At 63.2% G+C, this 16077-nt stretch carries 15 protein-coding genes; 10 read left to right on the forward strand and 5 right to left on the reverse strand.

What is annotated here, in order from left to right:
* Positions 1-63: 63 nt before the first annotated feature.
* Positions 64-600, forward strand: a complete 537-nt coding sequence (locus Q0568_RS03435) for a VanZ family protein (RefSeq protein WP_298862272.1) — start codon at positions 64-66, stop codon at positions 598-600.
* Between the two features lie 359 nt (positions 601-959).
* The gene (locus Q0568_RS03440) at positions 960-2006 is read left to right on the forward strand and encodes a hypothetical protein (RefSeq protein WP_298862274.1); all 1047 of its coding nucleotides are present in this window, start codon (positions 960-962) and stop codon (positions 2004-2006) included.
* Here the strand turns inward: Q0568_RS03440 and Q0568_RS03445 are convergent.
* Positions 2003-3067, reverse strand: a complete 1065-nt coding sequence (locus Q0568_RS03445; protein ID WP_366941332.1) for an acyltransferase — start codon at positions 3065-3067, stop codon at positions 2003-2005. The genes Q0568_RS03440 and Q0568_RS03445 overlap by 4 nt on opposite strands.
* Positions 3068-3267: 200 nt before the next feature.
* On the opposite strand from Q0568_RS03445, the gene Q0568_RS03450 reads away from it, so the two are divergent.
* Positions 3268-4662: a hypothetical protein gene (locus Q0568_RS03450; RefSeq protein ID WP_298862280.1), complete on the forward strand. Its 1395-nt coding sequence runs from the start codon at positions 3268-3270 to the stop codon at positions 4660-4662.
* 81 nt (positions 4663-4743) lie between these two features.
* Here Q0568_RS03450 and Q0568_RS03455 read toward each other — a convergent pair whose 3' ends face one another.
* Positions 4744-6276: a DUF6418 domain-containing protein gene (locus Q0568_RS03455; RefSeq protein WP_298862283.1), complete on the reverse strand. Its 1533-nt coding sequence runs from the start codon at positions 6274-6276 to the stop codon at positions 4744-4746.
* A gap of 79 nt (positions 6277-6355) precedes the next feature.
* Here Q0568_RS03455 and Q0568_RS03460 point away from each other — a divergent pair, with 79 nt between their 5' ends.
* Positions 6356-7480, forward strand: a complete 1125-nt coding sequence (locus tag Q0568_RS03460; protein ID WP_298862286.1) for a hypothetical protein — start codon at positions 6356-6358, stop codon at positions 7478-7480.
* A gap of 6 nt (positions 7481-7486) precedes the next feature.
* On the opposite strand, the gene Q0568_RS03465 is transcribed toward Q0568_RS03460, so the two are convergent.
* Genes Q0568_RS03465 through Q0568_RS03475 form a run of 3 tightly spaced genes read right to left on the reverse strand, consistent with a single transcriptional unit; the run spans position 7487 to position 9929 of the window.
* Positions 7487-8266 (reverse strand): SDR family oxidoreductase, encoded by a 780-nt coding sequence (locus Q0568_RS03465; protein WP_298862289.1) that lies wholly within the window; start codon positions 8264-8266, stop codon positions 7487-7489.
* The gene (locus tag Q0568_RS03470; protein ID WP_298862292.1) at positions 8263-8967 is read right to left on the reverse strand and encodes an acylneuraminate cytidylyltransferase family protein; all 705 of its coding nucleotides are present in this window, start codon (positions 8965-8967) and stop codon (positions 8263-8265) included. Before Q0568_RS03470 ends, Q0568_RS03465 begins: the two co-directional genes overlap by 4 nt.
* Positions 8968-8969: 2 nt before the next feature.
* Complete coding sequence (locus Q0568_RS03475) at positions 8970-9929, reverse strand: Gfo/Idh/MocA family oxidoreductase (RefSeq protein ID WP_298862295.1); 960 nt, start codon at positions 9927-9929, stop codon at positions 8970-8972.
* Between the two features lie 71 nt (positions 9930-10000).
* Between Q0568_RS03475 and Q0568_RS03480 the strand changes: the two genes are divergently transcribed.
* From Q0568_RS03480 to Q0568_RS03505, 6 genes are all read left to right on the forward strand, one after another.
* Complete coding sequence (locus Q0568_RS03480) at positions 10001-10621, forward strand: NeuD/PglB/VioB family sugar acetyltransferase (protein ID WP_298862299.1); 621 nt, start codon at positions 10001-10003, stop codon at positions 10619-10621.
* A gap of 15 nt (positions 10622-10636) precedes the next feature.
* Positions 10637-11668: an N-acetylneuraminate synthase family protein gene (locus Q0568_RS03485; RefSeq protein ID WP_298862302.1), complete on the forward strand. Its 1032-nt coding sequence runs from the start codon at positions 10637-10639 to the stop codon at positions 11666-11668.
* Positions 11668-12804, forward strand: coding sequence for a UDP-N-acetylglucosamine 2-epimerase (gene neuC, locus Q0568_RS03490; RefSeq protein WP_298862305.1), 1137 nt, complete (start codon positions 11668-11670; stop codon positions 12802-12804). Before Q0568_RS03485 ends, neuC begins: the two co-directional genes overlap by 1 nt.
* Positions 12805-13085: 281 nt before the next feature.
* Positions 13086-13871 carry a sugar phosphate nucleotidyltransferase gene (locus Q0568_RS03495; RefSeq protein ID WP_298862482.1) on the forward strand — a complete coding sequence of 262 codons (786 nt, stop codon included), beginning with the start codon at positions 13086-13088 and terminating at the stop codon, positions 13869-13871.
* Positions 13868-14893, forward strand: coding sequence for a GDP-mannose 4,6-dehydratase (locus Q0568_RS03500; protein ID WP_298862308.1), 1026 nt, complete (start codon positions 13868-13870; stop codon positions 14891-14893). Before Q0568_RS03495 ends, Q0568_RS03500 begins: the two co-directional genes overlap by 4 nt.
* The gene (locus Q0568_RS03505; RefSeq protein ID WP_298862310.1) at positions 14890-16035 is read left to right on the forward strand and encodes a DegT/DnrJ/EryC1/StrS family aminotransferase; all 1146 of its coding nucleotides are present in this window, start codon (positions 14890-14892) and stop codon (positions 16033-16035) included. The genes Q0568_RS03500 and Q0568_RS03505 overlap by 4 nt, the downstream gene beginning before the upstream one ends.
* The last annotated feature ends 42 nt before the right edge of the window (positions 16036-16077 follow it).

The raw sequence follows: 16077 nt of genomic DNA on the forward strand, positions 1-16077 counted from the left end.
ATCCAGTGGCTCATCGTCGGTCACCGGTAGCATGGAGTACCGGGGCCGAAGACAGGGGAAACCGTGACCGACGAGATCACGCGGCTGCTCAATGCTGCGCCGCAACGCACTGCCGAGCGGCCAGGGAAGAGCCACGTGCGCGTCGGAATCGCCCTGATCCTCCTTTTGCTGTATGTAGGAGTCGTGCTGGCCATGACGATGTCGCCCACGCCGCTCGACCGCGGGTACGCGAGCTCGATCGACAAGGTGCTTGGCGTGCTGCATCGCAACGGCATTCCCGAGTGGTTCGGATACTCCAAGTTGGAGTTCACCGCCAACATCGCGATGTTCGTGCCCCTCGGGTTCTTGGTGGGGCTCGCCCTGCCCACGCGCGTCGCCTGGCTGGGGCTGTTCCTGCTGCCGGCGTTCTCCGGCGGGATCGAGCTGACGCAGGCCGCCATGCTCTCGCAGCGCTTCGCGACGGTCGAGGATGTGATCGCCAACAGCGTCGGAGGCTGGTGCGGCCTGCTGGCGGCCTTCATCATCCGTGCGATGGTGCACTCCAGGGATGAGAAGGTGATCGCACAGGCGGAGTGGGATCTTCGGCACCGGAGGCGGTGACGCGTTGCTGTGTCCGACCACTCGCGAAGGCGGAGGGAGACTGTATCTCGCAAGATAGGTTTGGAGCGATGGTCGACGAGAAAGCAGCACCTCACAAGAAGTCAGTTCCACGGCGAACGCTTCTCACTTCTGCCTTGTCAGGGGCGGTGGTCCTCGGGGCTGCCGCGGGGGCAGGTGTGACGGCCGCAGTCGCGGGAACGCCAGGTCCGGGGCATACTCCGACTCCGACTCCCACGCCCTCGGTGAAACCGACGGGCCCTGACGCCACGACCGGCTGGTACCACGTATCGACATACGGAGCGGTCGCTGACTCCGACGGCAGATCGGGAACGGACAACCTTATTGCCTTCAATGCGGCCGTGGACGCGCTGGTGCGCGACGGGGGTCAGGGCACCATCTACATCGACAAGCCGGGTGGATACCATCTCAGCGACACATGGGTCATTGACGCCGAGGACGTCGAGGTCATATGCCACGTCGGTGCTGTTCTCTACGTGACGAATGAGACCACCGTCGGAGCGGCGGTGGCATTCATCGGACACGGCGTGCTCGAACCGAACGAGGCTGTCTCTCCGCAGCGAGAACGAGCGATGTGGCGTGGTGGTCGTATCGTGACAACGCATTCAGGAGACGAGAATGCCCTCGGATTCGTTCGGTTCAAGAATGTCTATGCTGCGGATATCTCCCTCTCGGCGGTCTGGAAAGGCATCAGCGCGCAGTTCGGAGTCGAGAACATCGTGTGGGAACGCATCGTCGTCGAGCACTCGGACGGCTGGGGCGCGACTGTCGAGTCGGACTGCAAGCGGGTCGTATTGCGCGACATGGACCTGAGAGACGTTGGCGTGGGTGTGGCGTTCTGGGGCACGAAGGACACGGATTTCCTGAATGAGGATGTGCTCATCGATAACGTGTCGATCGTCACCACAGGGAAGGAGGCGCTGACAGCCTCGGCGATCTCTCGCCTCTCCATTCGCAAGACAGTGGCGAGTGGCCGACTCGTCCTGAACGGCGCGATCGCCGATTTCTCACTTTCCGGGGACAGTTCATTCACCGGCATCGCGTATTCGACAGGGGTCGGTTCGGCGAAGCCGCTCGCCGTGCCGATCAGCCTGTTGGCGGGATGGAAGCCACTCGGGAAGCCGTACGTGCAGCCGACGGTGCGCAGGACTTCCGACGGATTTGGCGTGCTCGATCTTGCCGCATCTGGCCCGGCGGTCGGCTCGGGTACGACGATTGCGCAGTTGCCAAGCGGGTATCTCCCGGAGGGGCAGACCTCATTGACGGCCACAACGCCGGGACAGGCAATCGTGACGCCGATCACGATTCTGCCGACAGGGGCGATCACCGTTTCGAGCGCTGTCACCGCGCGTTCGATTCACCTGGTCGGTACGTACGCACTCGCTTAGCGCAGCAGAGCTCGAACCCTGCGGTGATGGCGTTCGAACAGGAACCACCAGACGATGGCGATGGCGTTGCTGAGCACAAAGCCCAGGGCGAGGAAGCCGACACCTCGAAGCGTCGGAATCAGTGCCGCCATCCACACCAGGATCGGGAAGTGGATGAGGTACAGGGAGTACGAGTAGTCGGCGACGAAGACGACGGGACGATGGACCGGAACGAGAACATCCCACGACGCAGCCTTGAATGCCGCGAAGATCCCGACGGCGGTGAACGTGACGACCGGAATCGAATACACGGAGTTGTGCCGGAGCAGCACGAAGCCGAGGAGTGCCGCAGCGCTGACCACCGCGACCCCCGCCCATGCCGTCTTGGACAGCTTCGGGTCCACCCATGCGAACAGCGCGCCCACCACCCACGCCAGGATGAGTGCGTTGCCGGACAATGTCGTTCCGGCGACGGTCGCGAGTGCGAAGAGCCCGGCGCTCATCGCGAGCACTTTGTGCCGTGTGGAGCTGATCAGCACTGCCAGTAGGCAGCCGAACGCGATGTACACCCACCATTCCAACGCGACAGTCCACCAGGGTGCTGCGGTTCCCAGTGAGCGGCGTGAGATGTCTGCGCCGAGGACGCGGTCGGCAACCTGCGCCACCCAGTTATCCTGCAGCAGGAGTGCATTGCTGAGGATCGCGCCCCACCCGTCATCGACATGCTGGACATAAGGCGTGGTCGGAGGAACGCCAAGGAACAGCCGATCACCGAGCACGACCACAGGAATCAACGGGATCAGGGGCGTGAGGATGCGTGCCGCACGATCTTTGACATAGCCGGAGAGCGTGAACGTGCCCTTTTGTATCCGACGAAGGACAGACCGCGTGATGAGGTAGCCCGACAACGCCAGGAAGACGACGACCGCCCACGACTGCACATAGAAGAAGTTCTTCTGCCCGATCAGTTCCGGGAATGAGAAGAGGGTGGCATGCCCCGCGACGACGAGGAACGCCGACACACCTCGGACGAAATCGAGGAAGAGAAGGTGCTGAGAGGGGGAACGCCGTATGGCCACCACCTATTGATATCAGCCACCGGCAAAGACCGTCGACCGCTGCCGTGTTCGACGCATCATCGGATGAGATAACCTGAACCACGCATGGGCGGAGCTGGCCCACTGTCGCCGCGCGACCTCCGCCGTCCTCTTCGACCGAGTGATCATCGAAACTGGCGCGTCAAGCCGCACGGCCATTCACCAATCTCTGCGGGGCAACACCGATGATGTCGTTCTTGGGGCGCGGCGGGCTCTACACGCTCGCCACAGTCGCGCCGATCCTGGCGCTGCTGGCTGTCACGCCCGTGGTCACCACTCTGCTCGGCAAGGACTCCTACGGTGAAGTGGCCGTCGCGATCAGCATCTATCAACTGGGTTCCGTGCTGCTCGTCTTGGGCCTGCCCAGTATGGTGACGCGGGATGCGCTCATGGAAGAGGGCGGCTTTCCCGGGGCGACGGGCTATGTGGTGATGGGGACGGCGTTGGCGACGATTCTCGCCGTAATTGCGGCGGCTGTCGCGCCCCTGTGGGTGCCTGCCGCGTTCCCTGGCGTCGAGCCGATGGTTGTAGTGTTCGGTCTCATCGCGGGCGCCGGCCTCGGTATCGTCACCCTCTCGCAGGCGGTGCTGCGGGCCGCGGAGCGGGTGTGGATGTTCGTCGCGATCGCAACATTCGCGGCGCTCCTGCCACCGGCGATCGGTCTGGCGTTGATCTTCTTCCTCTCGCCATCACCGCTGTTCTATGCTGCGGGTCTCGCAGGTGGTTATCTGGTCGTCGCGGCGGCGGCATTCCTCATCGCAATTCGCCACGCAGCCCCGGCACTCGACATCGCGAAGACGTGGAAGGCGATCCTGGTCGGATTGCCCACGGTGCCTCACAGCCTCGCCGTGCCGGCACTGCTGTCAGTCACGATGTCGGTCGTGATTCATACGCAGGGCGTGGCGCTCGCTGGCCAGCTTCAGGTGGCGGTGATGCTCGGGACCGCCGGCGTAACGGTTCTTAACGCGGTCAATAACGCCTGGGCGCCGATGATCTTCAACGCCACACTTGAAGAGCGTCCGCGCACGCTCGAGAGCTCCACCTTCTTCGTCTCGATGTTCGGTGTCGTGCTCATCGCCGGGTTCGCAGTCGTCGCCCGGTTCCTGGTCCCTTTTATCGGTCGTGGCGTCGTGACGGACTCGTTGCCGACGCAGGCCGCGATGGTGATCGCCGCCGCGGCGGCATTCCACGTCCTGTACCTCGCGAACATTCATCTGACATTCGTGAGTAAGAGGACAGCACCCCTGGCGGTGCTCACGCCGCTCTCCGCAGTCATGGCGATCATCGTCGGATATCTCATGTCCGAGATTCTTGAGGAGCCGATCATCGGGTTCGCGATGGTATGGCCGGTCTTCTACCTGTGGCAGGCAGTATTCAGCTACCTGATGGCGCGCTTCGGTCCTTTCTCGCCTGTGCGAATCCGGTGGTCCCTGCCTGTGCTGGCGCTTGGTTTCGCAATCGCAGTGCAGGGGGCTTGGCTGACGCCTCAACCGCTGCTGAGCGCACTGGCCTCGGCGATTGCAGCGGTAGCTATTGTCGCGGTGTTCCTGGCGCGCAGACGTACGCAGCTGCGCGAATGACTTGATCTCATGACGGACGGCATGCGTTGATGCGCAACGGTCGTGCTGATGAGGCAGGCTACAAGCAGTGGTGCGTTGGAGTCAGCCAGCACCTTGGCGTCGTCGCAAGCGCTTGCGTGTGAATGCGTAGCCCAGGTCAATGACGGCCAAGATGAGCGTTGCGATCATGAGGGGCTTGTAAAGGTCACTCACGTCCCCAACAAGGAACGCATTTGTCATCTGACGGAACAAGTTCAGCGCGAGGAGAATCGTGATCGGGCGGAGGCGCGCGACACCCCACAACAGGTAGGTGAGAACTGCGCCGGTCAATGCTCCAGCAAGGACGAAATACGGGATCGCCCACCCGTATCCGAGCACCCAAACAGGGAGCGGGAATCCGACGTTTGCGAATCGGACTCCCTGTGCGATCATCCGGTCAACAAAGTCGTCCGGGGCAACCAGGTACATCATCTGCTGGATTCCGGTCAGTCCCCCCGCACCTGGTGCAGGGAAGAGCGCTGAGATCGGCCCATTTGCGGCGCCAGCCTGAAGCGCGCGGTCCATCCCAAACCAGACATGGCCGTGGAGAGCCAAGGCGCGGTCGGCCAGCTTCGCCCACACTGTCTGGATGTTGTAACCGTAGAAAACGATGTAGCCGCCTGCTGCGAGCCCGAGCAGGATAACGCCGACCCCGGAGCAGAGGGCAAGAAGCCGGAGTGGCCTCACTGGCGCATCCCGATGGTAGATCGACGCTGCGTACCATGCCGTGACGCTGAGGACGAAAATCGAGAACAGTCCGGTGAACTTCTCAGAGAAGAGCACGAGAACGACCGCGCTCGAGCCCAAGAGCCCGATAGTCCACCAACGCGAAGTTCTGGTCGGGCGCACCGCGACTATGCACACGGTCAGGAAAGAGAGGATCGCAAGGAGGAATGGGTAGCGATTGAATATGTCTGGCAGGGTTGCCCAGTACTCGAAACGGTCTTCTCTCCGCAGGAGCGGTGAACCGTGTACGAGAAGCAGGCCGACGCCGCCGACGATGGCCGCTGCGTGGAGCGCATATGTGATCTTCGTGAATGTTTCGATTCGAAGATCAGCGGCTGTTCGCTGAAGACGCTTCGCGCCGGTGCGCAAGGCGATGTAGATAATCAGGAAATATATTAAGCAGTAGAAGGCCAGGCGTGTGGTTGCACCTGACGGAAATCCGGATACGCCTTGTTCTGAGATACGGTTCCCGAGTTCGATATAGAAATCCGATGTGACCATTGGTGCGAGAGTCGCAAACAGGGAGAAACCAAGGAAGAATACCAATGGGTCGCAGATGAGCCAGGCAATGAGCGAATAGGCGACGAGTATGAGGGCAACAAGTGCGTGAAACCAGGTGTATCCCGCAACGGCGCCAGCCAGCCAGTCGAGGCAGACTACCGACAGCGCAGCGGTGATGTGAAGCGCGGCGGTAGGAACCTGAATGCCCGCCAGCAACTTCCCCCCAGCGAGGGTGACAGTCGCTGGATGGCCAGGACTCGTCGCGCGGGTGAGTGTCACACGCCGCGTGAGTTGAAGTCGAGTCTTGCGCTCTGGGGCCGTGGCGCGATCAGCCAACTTCTCACCGGCGGGCTGATGTTCGTTCTCCACAGGATGAGTATATGGGCTTCGCGCGGCGATGCTCAGTGATGCGGAGGCGACGGATCACGCCGCCAAGTAGGGTTTGAGTATGGATGGGATGTACGACCAACGCGGTCAGAGCTCGGTTTCCGCGGGGGCGGTGTGGGTCAGCGCCGAGATTCGGGAGGAGATCTCTGAGATTCTGTTGATGATCGCCCGATCGGAACGCCGGTGGTCTCAGTTGCGGATCGATGCCCCGGCGATGGTCCTGGCGGGGATGTCGATCCCCGATCAGGTGAACGGCATCCCTGTCCGGGTGTTCCCGTACAGCCATCGGGTGGGGATCAACGTGGTGGGGAAGCTCGCGGGTTTATTGTCATTCTTCTGGAGGCTGGCTCGCTTTCGCTCGGAATTGCTGATCTCAGGGTTCAGCATGATGAAACACCGAGTTGTAAGCGGAATTCTCAAGATTCCCCACGTCGCCTACATCCGGGGCGTCGCTTTCGACCCCGCGGTCTCTGTGGGAATCTCGGACAAACTTCGTTTCGGGGCGTTTCGGAAGCTGATTCCCTCTCGTGTCGTCGCCACATATTCCGCTGACGCTGTGGTCACGGTCGGAGAGGTCAACAGGCAATTTCTCGTCGGACGGGGCATTCCGGCTGACGCCGTATACGTTTCCGGCCCCGTCTGGTTGGAAGGAGCGCAGCACGACGCACCCTCGCCTGAGAGGTCGCCTCGCGCGTACTTCATCACGGGCGCGTGGGAGGCACATGGGATGCTCGAGGAGCACGAGGCGCAACTTGCACTCACGCGTCGGCTTGCGTCGGAGTGGCATGGCTCACAGCGGTTCGCGCTGCGCGTGCACCCACGCGACCACCACGACTATGAGGCAGACCCGGCTTTCGCCGGGACTTACATCGATAGGACGCTGCCGTCTGATTTTCTGGCGGGCCTCAGCGACGATGACGTTCTGATCGCGCCCCTCTCCACGCTCGCATTCGAGGCGATCTTCCTGGGCCACGGAGTCGTGTTCTACGCGGATGAGAAGGCCACGAAGGCCTACTTCCATGTCTACGAGAAGCTGGCGATCCAACCTGCGACTGCGGATGATCTTGTGGCGGGTGACTATGCCGTGACGCAGTCCTTGGCCGTGGAGGTGCTGTCGCCTATCGACGAAACCGCCTTCCCCGCAGCTGTGATGGGCGCGGAGAAGGCGGTTGTCGAGGCTGGGTGAGGCGGTTCACCAGACGCTCAGGCCACCGTCGACCATGATGTTCTGGCCCGAAATGTACGTCGCGTGCGACGACGCCAGGAATGCGACTGCATCAGCGATCTCGTTCGGCTGAGCCATTCGGCCCATCGGCACGCGGGCGGAGTAGCGTTCGACGAATGTGTCGTTCTGCCCGCTGAAGACACCTCCCGGGGTGACAGCGTTGACGCGGACGCCGTTCGCACCCCAATAGGCGGACAGGTACTTCGTGAGGCCCCAGAGGGCTGCCTTCGATGCGCTGTAGATCGCCGGAGTGTTGATCGGGCGGCCGAGGTACTCAGAGCCTTCGTAGATCCGCTGGTCGGGGGCGACGATGCCGTAGATCGACAGGATGTTGATGATCGTGCCGGCGCCCCGGTCGGCCATCGGCTTGCCGAAGACCTGTGCGCAGGTCATCGCACTGGTGACGTTCAGCCGCATGACTTCGTTCCAGTCGTCGAGTGGGAACGCCTCGAATGGGTCGAAGAAGTTGTCCGTCTTCCCCGCCGCGGCATTGATAAGCACCTCGACCGTTCCGAGTTCCTTCTCGACGTCGAGCCTGATCTCTTCCATCCGCGCGCGATCAGTCACATCGGCGACGTATCCGCGCACGTTCGAGGGGTGACCCAGCCGCTCCATCAAGGTGTCCAGAAGTGCCTGACCGCGATCGACGACGGCCAGAGGGTGGCCCTCCTCCACAAGACGCTCAGACATCACTGAGCCGAGGATGCCTGCACCCCCGGTGAGGACTACGACGGATGTCTCGGTCATGCTCGTTCTCCATTCTTGTCCGCGTTCGCGCGCATGATCATCTCGACGAGCTTCCAGTCGAGCTCGTCGTCGATATCGATCGAACGCTCGCGGGGCATCTCGTGCAGTCGAACTCGTCCCGACCAGAGCCCCAGCGAGAGCGTGGATCTCCACCAGCAGTAGATCGACGCATTCATCGAATACACCTGAGGTGCGGACTGACGTCCCACCACCGCGCTCGCGGGAGGCTTCACCAGCCCGTATAGCCCGTTGCCTTTGTCTTCGACCATGTTGAAGTAGGGGTTCTTGTCGGCCAGGTAACCCGTGATCACGACGTCAGTCTGACGGTCGAGAAGCGCGATGGCGCTCTCGATGTCGTCCACTGTCCTCAATGGCGAGGTGGCGTCGATGTCGATGACTCGGTCGACGGAGATTCCGGAGGCTTCGACCGACTCGACGAGCTGCTCGATCACGGGGACCTTCGGCACGGAGTCGCCGGAGAGCTCGCTGGGGCGGAACCCCAGGAACTTCGCGCCGGCCTGGGTCGCGGCTGTCGCGATGTCCTCGGAATCCGTCGATACGAAGACCTCGTCGATCGACGGTGCGCTGAGCGCCTGCTCGATCGTGTAGGAGATAAGTGGGCGCCCGAGCATTGGGCGGAAGTTCTTTCCCGGTACGCCCTTGGATCCGCCGCGGGCGCAGATCGTTGCGATAGTACTCATTGTCAAAGCCCCTTGCTGCGAAGCGCCAGATCCATCGAGCGGATTCCTTCGCTCAATGGTTGGGATGTCTGCTTGTGGTCGTGTACCGCCTTGAGGAATTCGCTCATCGCGACCACATAGGTCGACGATACGTCGTACGAGCCGTCAGGCAGGTCGATATGCTCCACGCCCGCTGGGGAGTGCAGCGCGAGTGATTTCTCCTGAAGGCTCCATACCAGGGTCCCCTCCTCGCCCACGATGCTGTATCGGCGCACAGGGCGACGGGAGACGTAGTCGAGGCTGATGATCGCAAGGGGACCGGAAGGGCGGGACATGAGGATGCCTGCGGTGTCCTCGGAGTGCAGGTCGAGAGACGAACGGTGACCGAAGTCCGACGTCACCGTTTGGAATTCACCGAGCAGCCAGCGGGCCGCATCGATCTCGTGCACGAGGTCGAGGATCACTCCGCCGCCCTGGTCGGCGTGGGCACTGTAGCCGGTGCGATAATCGCGATCCGGTCGCCAATCAGGCAACCATTGTCCGGCTTCGAAGAGTCCTCGCACGACCCGGCCTATGCGACCACTGATGAGGTCCGACCGCAGTGCTTGCAGCGAGGGCAGAAAACGAAGGTTGCATCCGACGATCGTCGGAGCGTCATACGCATGCTCGGCAATAGACGCTGACAGGAAGTCGAGACTCTCTCGGTCGGCCACGACTGGCTTCTCGACGTACATCGGCACGCCCGCTTGGACGAGAGGCATCAACGCTGTGGGGTGGGCCGCGGTAGCGGACGCGACGATGGCCGCATCGATGCCCTGCTCGATGGCATCCGTAGCGGAGCGGACAATCGAAGCGCGGGACAGCGCGCCCGAAAGGGGACGATCCGTGTGCTGGAGGAGTATCTCCGCGTCCGGAGCGAGCGCCAGCAGATTGTCGGCGTGCCGACGGGCGATGGAGCCGTGTCCGGTGATGTATGCGCGCACGGTCTGCCCTTCCCACACCGCCGAGCGGTGGCGTCCCACGGGGCGTCGATGGGGTGACCTAGGATTGGTCCGTGGCCCGCGATATCGTCCAGTCTGGCACGTCTTATGTGCTGATAGGCGCAGGCGGCCATGCTGCGAGCGTGGCAGATGTCATCGGGCGGCTCGGCTCCCGGGTGGAGGTATTCGTCGACGACGCTGTGGGCGATGATTCGGACGTGGTGATCCGGGCGGGTGTGTACGCGGCGGATGAGCGTCTGCAGTTATTGCCGTCGATCGTCGCGATAGGCTCCAACTCCGCGCGAGCGCGGCTGCAACCAGAACTGCTGTCTCCTGCGGCCGCGGTGCTCGCTTCGACGGCAACGGGCGAAGTCTCGCGGATCTCAGCCGGGACAATAGTCTTCGAGCATGCTCACGTCGGGCCGAACAGCACCGTCGGTCAGGGGTGCATCGTGAACACCGGCGCGATCATCGAGCACGACTGCTCTGTCGGGGACTATGTGCACGTCGCCCCACGAGCCGTACTGCTCGGCGGCGTGACTGTCATGCGAGAGGCTTTCGTCGGAGCGGGGGCAACGGTGCTTCCGGGGGTCACTGTCGGAGCCGGAGCAGTCATCGGCTCTGGTGCAGTGGTAACCAGGAATGTTGAGAACGGGGCGACGGTTGCGGGAGTACCCGCCCGACGCCTTCGTTGAGAGGAGAGGACACCCATGGTCGATCTGAGAAGGGCAGTCAACGGCGGTGACGATGTGATCGTCATCGCCGAGGCCGGCGTCAACCACAACGGGTCCGCCGAGCTGGCGCATCAACTCATCGATGTCGCGGTCGCCTCCGGCGCGGACTTCGTGAAGTTCCAGACCTTCGAGCCGAGCAAGCTCGTGGCCAAGGGAACTGCCGCGGCTCCCTATCAGAAGGAACGCGGCGCGACCACTCAGAGCGACCTGCTGGAGCAGCTGGCGCTGGCGCCTTCGGTGTGGGGCGAGCTCAAGGACCATGCTGAATCGCAGGGAATCGGATTCCTCTCGACGCCGTTCGATTTGGACAGCGCGCATCTCCTGGCCGATCTCGGAGTCAGGGCCATGAAGGTGTCTTCTGGCGAGCTCACGAATATTCCGTTCCTGCGTGCGATTGCGGATATGGGTGTGGACATGCTTGTGTCGACGGGGATGGGAACCGAGGATGAGGTTCTGCGAGCAGCTGACGCGACGTCCGCCGCCGACTTCGTCGGCTTCTTCCACTGCGTCTCCTCGTACCCTGCGCCCGTCGAACAGTGCAATCTCACGGCCATCCCCGCGCTCGCGAATCTGCTGGGGCGGCCCGTCGGCTGGTCGGACCACACGCCCGGCATCGAGTCGGCCATGGTCGCTGCGGCTCTCGGAGCTCGCCTCTTCGAGAAGCACTTCACGTTGGATCGCACCATGGAGGGCCCCGATCACCAGGCGAGTCTGGAACCGTCGGCCTTGACCGACTACGTCGATGGTCTGCGCGCGGTTCCCTTGATGCTCGGTGACGGTGTGAAGCGTCGGATGCCGGCGGAAGAAGTCAACGCGACGCTGGTGCGACGCTCGTGGCACGCCGCCAGGCCGCTCGCCGCCGGGCACGTCATCACGGCGGATGACCTGATCGCGTTGCGGCCGGAAGCAGGCGTGAGCCCCTACATCGATCTGGTCGGTGCTACCGTGACGACGAGCATCTCCGGCGGCAGTGCAATCACGGTCGATGCCATCTCGCTGAGTGCGTGATGCGCGTCGCGATCTTCGTCGGCACTCGAGCGGATCTCGGTCCGCTCGAGCCGGTCATCGCCGCCTTCGCCGAGGCGGGTCATGATACGCACCTGTTGACGGGAGTGGCGTTCGACGCGGATTCGCTCGCAGCGCGCACCGAGCATATCCCCGGGACGACAATCCACTCATTGACTCAGCCGGTGGTTGAGCTGACCCCGGCAGCCATGACGCAGCAGAGCGCGGCCATCATGAAGAGCCTCGGCGACCTCTTCGCGGATATCGCCTTCGATGTCTGCGTCGTGCTCGGTGATCGGTGGGAACTTCTCTCCGTCGTCCCTGCGGCGTTCTTGGCCGGAATCAAGATTGTTCACATTCACGGCGGAGAGGTGACGGAGGGCGCCATCGACGAGCGGGTTCGGCACGCGGTGACCAAGCTCGCCGACATCCACTGCGCCGCCTCCGCCGATGCGGCCTCGAGGATCGCTCAGATGGGGGAGCCGCGTGATCGCATCTTCGTCACAGGAGCCCCGGGCCTCGACAGGATCGCCTCCGCCGCGCCTGCAACGGATGCGGAACTCTCGGCACTTCTTGGTCGGGAGGTGGTCCGCCCGCTCGCCCTGTTCACATATCATCCGCCGACGGCAACGCGTGATGCTCCACTCGAGGAGTGGACCCGGGCGGCTTTGGGCGCCGCGCTCGCGGTGTGCGGAACCGTGATCGTCACTGATCCTGGTGTCGACGAAGGGCGTGAGAGGATTCTCGCGACGCTTGATGAGATGGCGGTGTCGGACGATCGCATCGTTCGGATCCCGAGCCTGGGTGCTCGCTACCCGATGACGCTGCGCGCGGTTGATGTGGTCGTGGGCAACTCGTCGTCCGGTGTGATCGAGGCTGCGTCCGCCGGGGTTCCCGCTGTGGATATCGGGTCGCGCCAGGCGGGAAGGCTGAGAGCCGCTAGTGTGGTGCACGCGGGCGACGTTCAGGAGGAGATACGTTCAGCCGTCGAACGCGCGTTGGAGTTTGCGCGTAGTGATGGCATGCTCGTCGGCGTCGTCAACCCATACGGCGAGGGAGACTCCGCGCGGCGGATCGTGGCGGCCGCATCTCTCGTAGGGACATTTCCCGTGCAGAAGGAATTCGTGGATCAGGACTAGACGTGAAGCTGAAAGACACTCTCGCAGTGGCCTGCACCGGGCCGGGCTCAACAATCCTTCATGCTCTGGAAGTGATCGATCGCAGTGCTACAGGCATCTGCTGCATCGTCGACGATGAGGCGAGACTCGTCGCTGTGCTGACGGACGGTGATGTTCGCCGCGCGCTCCTTGCCGGAGGCGAGCTCTCGGACATTGCGCTGCCGGTCGCGCAGCGTCACCCCCGGACCGTTCCGTCGGGTACCTCCAGAGCCGGCGTGCTTGACCTCATGAAATCGCTTCGAGTGAGTGCAGTTCCCGAGGTCGACGCGGAGGGTCGGCTCGTCGCACTGCACACCCTGTCGGACATCGTAGGGGGGCACTCGCTGCCGAACTACGCGGTCATCATGGCCGGAGGGAAGGGCACGCGCCTCGGGGACCTGACGCGCAACACGCCGAAGCCGCTGATGACGGTCGCCGGGCGCCCGATCATCGAGTGGGTGATCCTCGGGCTCGTGGGCGACGGCGTCACCCGCATCTTCGTCAGCGTCAACCACATGGCAGACCAGATCATGGACCGCTTGGGCGACGGCAGTGCTCTGGGCTGTGAGATCCAGTATCTGCACGAGGATGTCGGTCATCCGCTGGGCACCGCGGGGTCGCTGACGCTTCTGCCGAACGACCTCGTCACGGATGCCTCCGAGCCGATCATCGTGCTCAACAGCGACATCATGGTCGACTTCGATGCTCGATCTCTGCTGCGCTCGCACGAGACTTCGGGAGCTGTGATGACGATGGGCACGAAGCTGTACCAGCACACGGTTCCGTTCGGTGTCGTCGAAGTCGCGACGGATCGCCGTGTGCAGGGCATCGCAGAGAAGCCGGAGCTGGCTGTGGAAGTGAACGCGGCTGTCTACTGCATCGATGCCGCGCTCGTGCGCAAGCTGCCGGAAGGGGAGCCGAGCACGATGCCGGAGCTCGCGCAGATATGTCTGGACGAGGGGCAGGGCGTCTTCGCCTGGCCGATCGCATCGGAATGGATCGACGTAGGAACGCCCGCTGACCTGGCGCGGGCGAAGGGAGAGGCATGACCACGGAAAACCTGACATCTGCGCTTGCGGGAAAGAAAGTCTTCGTCACCGGGGCAGACGGTTTCATCGGCTCCCATGTCGTCGAGACCCTCATCGGCTACGGCGCCGACGTGAAGGCGCTCTGCCTGTACAACTCGTTCGGCTCATACGGATGGCTCGACGAGTCAACCGTCTTCGCTGAAGCTGTACGGGATGACCAAGCACGTCCAGTGCTGGGAGATGTGCGCGATGCCGAGCACATGGCGGCAGAAGCGCAGGGGACCGACGTCATTCTGCATCTAGGCGCTCTGATCGCGATTCCTTATTCTTATTCGGCACCGCGCTCGTATGTGGAGACGAACATCGTCGGCACCGTAAACATGCTGGAAGCTGCGCGCAAGGCTGGAGTCGAGCGCTTTGTCAACACGTCGACCTCTGAGGTGTACGGTACGCCTGACAGTGTCCCGATCCGTGAGGATCACACGCTGAAGGGGCAGTCGCCCTACTCCGCTTCGAAGATCGCGGCGGACAAGATGTGCGAGTCATACGCGCTTTCCTTCGAGACCCCGGTCACCGTGCTTCGGCCCTTCAACACATACGGCCCGCGGCAGTCCGCGCGCGCAGTGATCACGACCGTGATGTCGCAGATGCTCGCCGGTGCGGATGTGGTCAAGCTCGGCGCGCTGAGTCCTCAGCGCGATTTCACCTTCGCCACGGATACGGCCGAGGGCTTCGCCCGTGCAGCAGTCGCGAGGCTGGATCCGGGAACGGTGGTCCAGCTCGGCACAGGGCGCACGGTCTCCATCGGCGACCTCGTGGAGATGTGCAAGGTCGTCACGGGATCGACAGCGGAGATCGTCACGGATGAACAGCGCATCCGCCCTGCCGGCTCCGAAGTCCAAGTCCTCCTGTCTGATCCGGCGAAGGCGAAGAGCCTGCTGGGCTGGGAACCTGCAGTAGGACTCGAGGAGGGTCTGCGCCGGACTGCCGAATGGCTCGACGGCCGCTATGACGCCGAGAAGGCGGGAAGGTATCAGAAGTGAGCGAGCCCACATTCATCGCCCTCGCGGAGCCGAATCTCTCGGAGGTGGAGACGCAGCACGTGGATGAAGCACTTGCTTCGGGCTTCGTTTCCTCGGTCGGTGCCGCGGTGACTGCGTTCGAGGCCAGTTTCGCCGAGATCGTCGGTTCGAAGTACGCGGTCGCCTGTTCGAGCGGAACCGCGGCACTGCATGTGGCGCTTCAGATCGTCGGTGTCGCACCGGGCGATGATGTGCTGTGTGCCGACTTCACCTTCGCCGGCTCCGGCAACCCGATTGCGTACCTGCACGCTCGACCCGTGTTCGTCGATTCTGAGCTCACCACGTGGAATATCGACGCGAGTCTGGTCGTCGCGGAGCTGGAGCGCCGGGAAGCCGCAGGTGAGAAGCAGCCTGCGGCTGTGGAGATCGTTCACGTTCTCGGCCAACCGGCAGATGCTGCTCCAATTCTCGAAGCGTGCGCGAAGTACGGCGTACCGGTTGTGGAAGACGCAGCAGAGAGCCTCGGCGCGCGGTGGTCCGAGGGTCCCCTCGCTGGCAGGCACACAGGCACGGTCGGCGCCGTCGGCGCGTTCTCGTTCAACGGGAACAAGATCGCGACGACCGGCGGTGGCGGAATGATCGTGACGGATGATGAAGCGCTCGCGAAGCGTGCTCGCCATCTCACGACACAGGCCAAGGTCCCGGACGTGGGGTACCTGCATGATGAGGTCGGCTACAACTATCGCCTCACGAACCTCTCAGCAGCGCTCGGCAACGCTCAGCTTTCGAGACTTGATGACTTCGTCGCTGCGAAGCACCGGCACGCGGCTGCATACGACGCTGCCTTCGCGGCGCTGCCCGTGGTGCTTCCGCCGCGGGTCGAAGGCATGGACTCCACCTACTGGCTGTATTCGATCCTGACAGCAGACGCCGCCGAGCGTGACGCGCTGCTGGCGTTCATGGCCGGCCGCTCCATCGGCGCGCGGTCCCTGTGGCGTCCGCTGCACATGCAGCCGGCATATCCGAATGCGGTGCGGATCGGTGGAGACAATGGCCGCCAACTGTTCGAACGCGGTGTGTCTCTTCCCAGCTCCACTCATCTGACGCAGGAGGACCAGCAGCGCGTGATCGATGCTGTCCAGGAGTTCTACGCATCGCGGTAGGCGGCCTACGAATGGCGGGTGTCTGGCTCACGAAAGGGCCGA

Source organism: uncultured Microbacterium sp. (assembly GCF_937927635.1).
Taxonomy (GTDB): Bacteria; Actinomycetota; Actinomycetes; order Actinomycetales; family Microbacteriaceae; genus Microbacterium.

Bases quoted from the DNA above. Each gene is read 5' to 3' on its own strand.
- Q0568_RS03450 (WP_298862280.1), top strand. From the start codon at position 3,268: ATGATGTCGTTCTTGGGGCGCGGCGGGCTCTACACGCTCGCCACAGTC.
- Q0568_RS03460 (WP_298862286.1), top strand. From the start codon at position 6,356: ATGGATGGGATGTACGACCAACGCGGTCAGAGCTCGGTTTCCGCGGGG.
- Q0568_RS03465 (WP_298862289.1), bottom strand. From the start codon at position 8,266: ATGACCGAGACATCCGTCGTAGTCCTCACCGGGGGTGCAGGCATCCTC.
- Q0568_RS03470 (WP_298862292.1), bottom strand. From the start codon at position 8,967: ATGAGTACTATCGCAACGATCTGCGCCCGCGGCGGATCCAAGGGCGTA.
- Q0568_RS03485 (WP_298862302.1), top strand. From the start codon at position 10,637: ATGGTCGATCTGAGAAGGGCAGTCAACGGCGGTGACGATGTGATCGTC.
- neuC (WP_298862305.1), top strand. From the start codon at position 11,668: ATGCGCGTCGCGATCTTCGTCGGCACTCGAGCGGATCTCGGTCCGCTC.
- Q0568_RS03500 (WP_298862308.1), top strand. From the start codon at position 13,868: ATGACCACGGAAAACCTGACATCTGCGCTTGCGGGAAAGAAAGTCTTC.